The following is a 5,453-nucleotide window of genomic DNA, read 5'->3' as shown; positions in this document are numbered from 1 at the left end:
GACTTTCAAAACTATATTAGCGAAACAAATATTGAGCACGAAAGAATAGCTGTTAATACTCCAGAACAAAACTCTCACATTGAGAGTTTTCACGGAACATTAAAACGAGAAGAAGTATATCAGAACTATTATCGTCATATTACTCACTATAAAGGTTCTATAGATGAATTTATAGCTAGGTATAATCAAGAGCTTCCACATTCAAGAATCTCAGGTGTTCCACCAGCTTATTATCATAACCAGCTGGTTAACGAGCTAATAGATGGTGTCAAGTTAGTAGCATAAGAATTAACGAGTAAATTAGAGCAATTTTCTGTTAGAAAAGCATAGTCTTTTCTTGTCCAAAATCTAGGGGCAAGGACATTAGCTTATCTGCACAAGCAATATATTGTACTTCTGTATCGGCAGTCTTCAAGTAATCTATAGTATGCTGTTTCCTAATTTTCCAAGGCTTATTATCTCTATCTTTTAATTTTTCTGAAGCTCCTAATACTAAATCAGCTATCCGATCATTAAAAATTTCTCTTAAATCCTCTTCTTCAAGTTCAGTATCTTCAAGAATATCGTGTAATAAAGTAGCTGCTATTAACTCTTCATCATCAATATTTTGCTGTAAAATCATTGTTGCTTCCACAGGATGTACTATAAGATGTGTCTGTTCCTTTTCTAATATCTCCTCGATGAAATCTTGCAGCAATCTCTAAAGCTTTTGATATTAAATAATTAAACTCTAAATCAATCATTTTTATTTCATCTCCTTTTTAGCAAATTATTCATTTTTATATTAGAGTAACTTATTTTAAATATTGAATTGATATCGAAGCTGGAGTTAATAAAATTACTGCTACTGTTTTCCCTAGGTCACTAGCATAATTTGCAAAAGGAGTTTTGAATTTCTCTTGAAAATCCTTCTCATCCCAGGCAGTAGTTAGAATTATAGTACCTTTATTTACGTCATTACATTTCAACCAATAATTAATTACTCTTTGGGCCACCCCTTTAAAGCCTGGTTTCTTTTTAGATTTAGAATTCCATTTATTAAAAGCTAAAACAAGGCAATATTCACGACAGGATCCTTTTTTATCACTAGGAATTAAATTGATACTTCTTCCAATACCTCTTTGGGCTACTCTCTTAATTCTATCTTCAATATCCTCGGGTATAATAGATCTTTCTCTTTCAGGTTCATTTCGAATATCTAAACTTCTAAGCAAATCATTCAGTAAAGAAGATAAGCCTTCATCGTTTCGAGCAACATCTTTAACAATTCTATTTATACTTTCCAGCATAGCTAATACCACACTCCCACTTTTTAAAATGAAAACTAATTATCTTGTTTAACATATCTCTCCATAGCCTTTACTGTAGGATCAAAATCAGTAATCTTAGCAAGATCGGCTTCTGAAGTTAATACCCAAATTAAGTTTTTATCAATTCTTCTAATAAGTCTTTCAGTTTCTCTGGAAGGAGTACTTCCTCCTCCTTCAAATACGCCGTCAGTGAAGAATATTATCCCGTCAGGATCTGACCAGAGCGCTTTTATTAAATATTGAAAGACATATTCAGGTCCACTACCTTGATATTGTTCTGTTCCTTTTTCTGTTAAATACGATATTGCTTTAACTGGGTCGTTGAAACTATTTGTTTTTAACCCACCCATATCTTTTTCTCCAATTCCAAGTTCTATATCTGTTTCGGGATCTATAGTACCTCCCCATAATATAATCTCGCATTCAGGAATTACACTTAAATTTTCAAAGAATGTTTTTAAATATTTTAAAGCTTTTTCAAAGCGAGCTTTCCCTAGACCCTGAGAGCAATCCATAGCTAATACTATCTGTTCAAGTTTTTTCTTTCTCTCTTTTCTACCAAAAGCACCTTGTACTCTTCTGGAAGGCAAATTGGGATTATAACTGCTTCCTTTAGTTCCTAAAACATCATTTAAGACTATATCTAAATCGTCAAGCCATTGCTCATTAGCTAGATCTGGCAAATCCATCACTTTATCTAAACCAATAGACTTCATAAGGTCAATTTCACCTTGAGTTAATTGCTCTTTAGAATTTCTAATAGTTTTTTTAAGATTATCTATCATTACATTTTTGGCTTCTTTTTTAGTTTCCTCATCCATTTCTTCTCGCTTTTTTCTTATTAATTCATCTGATCTTTCCCTAGCTGCATTTGTGGAGTCAATATTATTCGCTATATTTTCTATTAACTGGTCTATAGCCGATTTTTCTTTATTAGAATTTTCATCTTCAGACTTCAAATTCAAATTACCTCCTTTCTTTTTATAATTTTCAACTTCTTATAAGCTATTGGCCGGTATAATTAATTATTTTTATTATTATAAACCCATCTATCTTTTTCGTCTGCTAAGATGACTCTTCTATCTTTATTATTAATCTCAAATTCATCTAAAAAATCATGAGCTGGACAGTTACACTCTTCATTTTTCGGCTCAGGACAGTTTTCCATTTTTTCTTTAATCTCTCCAGCTTCGCTTTCTGTTAAATCAATTCTAAATTTAAAGTAGTTCTCTCCATAACCTACATTAGCATACATACTTACAAATAAAGTTCCATTATTGCAGTTAGTACAACTATATAAGGAGATATTTTTATCGTCTCCTGTTATATGAATATTAGTGATATGACTTATCTTAGTTAGCTCTCCCTTACATTTAGAACACTTATTCTTCGCCATACCTTCACCTCCTTTAAATTTGAATTTTATTTCAATAACTTTGAATATCTAGATATAACATCAGATTTATTTATAGTTATGTTATCTTCATCAATCTTCAGTTCTAATTCTTTATCAGTATTCTTCAAAATATCAACATCACCATAGTGTAATTGGCGATGATGATTTGGACAAACAGTTATCAGATTACTTATACCTAAACATCCTTTATTTAGACTAGATACAGGATCAATATGGTGTGTTTCTATATAAAAGTCTCCATTTTCTTTTTTAAAAGCATAAGGATCTTCACCTAGAGCATCACATATCTGACATTTATATTTAGTTACTTCCTTAAATTTTTCAGAAATTTTACCTCTTTCTATATGTTTGCTTAGTCTTTTTTTAACTTCAGGAATAGCTTGACTATATTCTTTCTCTAATTCTTCTATATCTTCTTTTAAATTAAGATCTCGATTTGCAAAATTAAATTCTAAATATCCAACTTTATCTATTATCTTTCTAAATGATTTATATTCTAATGGCATAGTAGATGACTGAAAACCATCAATTAAATGTTGGTCATAGTTATAATTTTCAGATTTTAAATCATCTAATAATATAGGGTCATTTATTAAATTTTTTATATATTTTATATCAACACGATATCTCTTTTCATTTAAACTATCATCATTCCAGTATTCAGGTTTATCATCTTTTCTTAATGTTGCTTTAGTTAGTATTTCGACAATAGCATACACACCACTTTTAAGTTTTTTTCTGCCATCAAGTTCTTTTTTAGTTCTTCTATCTTTACCAACTCTTATTATACCTAATTGACCTTTTTCAAAATCGTCTTTATGCCAATTTCTCACAGTGAAAGTATCATACTTTTCTCCTGACTTTAAAAAATCATCAATATTCCACTTCTTAGGATTACAGAAAAATGTCCAGTATCCAGTAAAATCTTTCATATTATCATATACCCCCCTTTAAATTTGAAGCTTCAATATAAATAAAGAGATTATTATTAGAATCTACATGACCTTCCCCCTGTTTGCTAGACACTAAGTTTAGGTGTATAATATAACTATTCCACAAGGGGGAAATAACCGTGACTAAATCAAGAAGAACCTATGATGAACAGTTTAAAATTGAAGCAGTTGAGCTCAGCTTCAACTCAAATAAAACTTGTAAAGAAATTGCTGAAGAATTAGGTGTTAATTATAACTCCTTAATCAGATGGCGTAAAGAATATAGAGACAATGGCGACTTAGCTTTCCCAGGACAAGGCAAACAAAATCTTTCTCCAGAAGAAGCAGAGATTCAAGAACTGAAGAAAGAACTAAGGATTGTCCAAGAAGAGCGCGATATATTAAAAAAAGCAGCAAGCATATTCTCAAAGAAACCAAGATGAAATATGGTTTCATCTGGGATCACAGCAATGAATTTTCTGTGCAGAGAATATGCCAAGTATTAGATGTTTCCCGGTCAGGTTATTACAGCTGGTTGAATCGCAAACCAAGTAAAAGAAAACTTGAAAATCAAGGTTTGAAATTAAGAATAGCTCAAATATACTCTGAAAAAGACGGTAGATATGGTAGCCCTCGTATTTATAGACAGCTTAGAAAAGAAGGCTTTAAATGTAACCAGAAACGAGTAGAACGTCTAATGAAAGTGCTAGGACTAAAAGCAAAGCAGAAACGGAAATTTAAAGTTACCACCGATTCCAATCATAATCTACCGATTAAAGATAATCTTTTAAACCGTGAATTTAATGTAAATCAGAAAAATAAAGTCTGGGTCTCAGATATTACATACATCTCAACTAAAGAAGGCTGGCTATATCTAGCAGTAATGATAGATCTCTATTCTCGTAAAATAGTTGGTTGGTCAATGCAAAAAAGAATGACCAAAAGTAAAGTTTAGTAATAGATGCTTTTAAGATGGCTATAAATAGGCGTGATCCCCAACAGGGATTAATAGTACACTCAGATCAGGGTAGCCATGATTTTCAGAAATTACTTTGGCAGAACAAATTTAAATCGTCAATGAGTCGCAAAGGTGACTGTTGGGATAATGCCGTAGCTGAAAGCTTTTTCGGTACATTAAAAACAGAGTTAGTTTATCATAATAAGTATCAAACTAGGCGTCAAGCTAAACAGAATATATTTAGATATATAAAAATTTTCTATAACAGAAATCGCTTACATTCAACTCTAGACTATAAAAGTCCGGAAGAGTACGAAAACGAGAGTAAAACCACTAAACTATGTGTCTAATTTAATGGGGGAACCTCACTTTTAATAAATATTCTAAAGCTTTTTTATTATTATTCATATCAATATGTACATACGCCATAGACAAAAAAGAATTTCTGTACAGTCCCCAATTTCTTTCATTTCTATTGTTTAATGAATTCTTTTCTATAAATTTTAGGGCAGCCTCAAATTTATTTAAATTCTCATTTTCCTTAAAAGCCTTATCATGCTTATCTAAAGGAATATTATGAAGTGTATGGTTTTTATGGTAATATATAAAATGTTCATTAGACTCAACTATTTTTTCCCTAAATCAGTTAATTTATAATAGGTTTTATTAAAAATTGATTTAAGTTCTTTTTCATTAACATTTAACAATAACCGTTTAACTAATTCATTTTTAACTCCTGAAACTTTCAAGTCATATTTTCGGTTCTTTAATTAATGTTGTGAAAAATAATCTCTGTTGTAATCGAAGTCTATTAGAAAATAATTACAATAGGCTTC

Annotated in this window: 10 protein-coding genes; 4 read left to right on the top strand and 6 right to left on the bottom strand. The window is 30.7% G+C overall.

From position 1 onward, the window contains the following. On the top strand, nucleotides 1-285 hold a 285-nt coding region (locus MWH30_RS13440; RefSeq protein ID WP_248664607.1), incomplete at its 5' end, for an integrase core domain-containing protein. Nucleotides 286-316: 31 nt separating this feature from the next. Here the strand turns inward: MWH30_RS13440 and MWH30_RS13435 are convergent. The 6 genes from MWH30_RS13435 to MWH30_RS13410 all read right to left on the bottom strand — a co-directional run bounded on the left by MWH30_RS13435 (nucleotide 317) and on the right by MWH30_RS13410 (nucleotide 3,659). Further along, on the bottom strand, nucleotides 317-634 hold the full coding sequence (locus MWH30_RS13435) for an HD domain-containing protein (RefSeq protein WP_248664609.1): 318 nt from the start codon (nucleotides 632-634) through the stop codon (nucleotides 317-319). Then, complete coding sequence (locus MWH30_RS13950; protein WP_248664610.1) at nucleotides 600-743, bottom strand: hypothetical protein; 144 nt, start codon at nucleotides 741-743, stop codon at nucleotides 600-602. Before MWH30_RS13950 ends, MWH30_RS13435 begins: the two co-directional genes overlap by 35 nt. Before the next feature lie 51 nt (nucleotides 744-794). Then, complete coding sequence (locus MWH30_RS13425) at nucleotides 795-1,289, bottom strand: hypothetical protein (RefSeq protein WP_248664606.1); 495 nt, start codon at nucleotides 1,287-1,289, stop codon at nucleotides 795-797. A gap of 35 nt (nucleotides 1,290-1,324) precedes the next feature. Beyond that, nucleotides 1,325-2,269: a vWA domain-containing protein gene (locus tag MWH30_RS13420; RefSeq protein ID WP_248664605.1), complete on the bottom strand. Its 945-nt coding sequence runs from the start codon at nucleotides 2,267-2,269 to the stop codon at nucleotides 1,325-1,327. A 62-nt stretch (nucleotides 2,270-2,331) separates the two neighbouring features. Continuing rightward, nucleotides 2,332-2,706, bottom strand: coding sequence for a hypothetical protein (locus tag MWH30_RS13415; RefSeq protein WP_248664604.1), 375 nt, complete (start codon nucleotides 2,704-2,706; stop codon nucleotides 2,332-2,334). A 26-nt stretch (nucleotides 2,707-2,732) separates the two neighbouring features. After that, nucleotides 2,733-3,659 (bottom strand): EVE domain-containing protein, encoded by a 927-nt coding sequence (locus MWH30_RS13410; protein ID WP_248664603.1) that lies wholly within the window; start codon nucleotides 3,657-3,659, stop codon nucleotides 2,733-2,735. Between the two features lie 140 nt (nucleotides 3,660-3,799). On the opposite strand from MWH30_RS13410, the gene MWH30_RS13405 reads away from it, so the two are divergent. From MWH30_RS13405 to MWH30_RS13395, 3 genes are read left to right on the top strand one after another with little or no spacing between them, the layout of a single operon-like run. Beyond that, nucleotides 3,800-4,102, top strand: coding sequence for a transposase (locus MWH30_RS13405; protein WP_248664602.1), 303 nt, complete (start codon nucleotides 3,800-3,802; stop codon nucleotides 4,100-4,102). Next, on the top strand, nucleotides 4,060-4,614 hold the full coding sequence (locus MWH30_RS13400) for an IS3 family transposase (protein WP_248664608.1): 555 nt from the start codon (nucleotides 4,060-4,062) through the stop codon (nucleotides 4,612-4,614). Before MWH30_RS13405 ends, MWH30_RS13400 begins: the two co-directional genes overlap by 43 nt. 17 nt (nucleotides 4,615-4,631) lie before the next feature. Further along, nucleotides 4,632-4,967 (top strand): IS3 family transposase, encoded by a 336-nt coding sequence (locus MWH30_RS13395; protein ID WP_248664601.1) that lies wholly within the window; start codon nucleotides 4,632-4,634, stop codon nucleotides 4,965-4,967. Nucleotides 4,968-5,453: the final 486 nt, after the last annotated feature.

Source organism: Fuchsiella alkaliacetigena (assembly GCF_023227765.1).
GTDB lineage: Bacteria > Bacillota > Halanaerobiia > Halobacteroidales > Acetohalobiaceae > Fuchsiella > Fuchsiella alkaliacetigena.
Note: the sequence above shows the minus strand (reverse complement) of the source record. Positions and strands in the feature narration are given on the sequence as shown.

Excerpts from the sequence above, each read along its gene's own strand:
- MWH30_RS13395 (WP_248664601.1), top strand. The coding sequence starts at position 4,632 with ATGGCTATAAATAGGCGTGATCCCCAACAGGGATTAATAGTACACTCA.
- MWH30_RS13410 (WP_248664603.1), bottom strand. The coding sequence starts at position 3,659 with ATGAAAGATTTTACTGGATACTGGACATTTTTCTGTAATCCTAAGAAG.
- MWH30_RS13950 (WP_248664610.1), bottom strand. The coding sequence starts at position 743 with ATGATTGATTTAGAGTTTAATTATTTAATATCAAAAGCTTTAGAGATT.
- MWH30_RS13415 (WP_248664604.1), bottom strand. The coding sequence starts at position 2,706 with ATGGCGAAGAATAAGTGTTCTAAATGTAAGGGAGAGCTAACTAAGATA.
- MWH30_RS13425 (WP_248664606.1), bottom strand. The coding sequence starts at position 1,289 with ATGCTGGAAAGTATAAATAGAATTGTTAAAGATGTTGCTCGAAACGAT.